General features: G+C 52.9%; 1 rRNA gene. It reads right to left on the bottom strand.

Going from position 1 to position 257, the window contains the following annotated elements:
* Window positions 1–257: ribosomal RNA gene (locus CES82_RS12205) — 23S ribosomal RNA — on the bottom strand; the annotation flags it as partial.

Raw genomic sequence — 257 nt, 5'->3', positions numbered from 1 at the left:
CTTTCCCTCACGGTACTGGTTCACTATCGGTCACTAGGGAGTATTTAGCCTTGGGAGATGGTCCTCCCGGATTCCGACCAGGTTTCACGTGTCTGGCCGTACTCAGGATCCTGAACTGAGGGTAACAAATTTCGTCTACGGGGCTATCACCCGCTCTGGCCGGTCTTCCCAAACCGTTCGACTATCCGTTACTTTGGTAACTCAAATGTTCAGTCCTACAACCCCAGGAAGCAAGCTTCCTGGTTTGGGCTGTTCCC

This window comes from Secundilactobacillus silagincola (assembly GCF_002583405.1).
Taxonomy (GTDB): Bacteria; Bacillota; Bacilli; order Lactobacillales; family Lactobacillaceae; genus Secundilactobacillus; species Secundilactobacillus silagincola.
The sequence above is the reverse complement of the archived record's forward strand: the minus strand, read 5'-3'. Positions and strand labels throughout refer to the sequence as shown.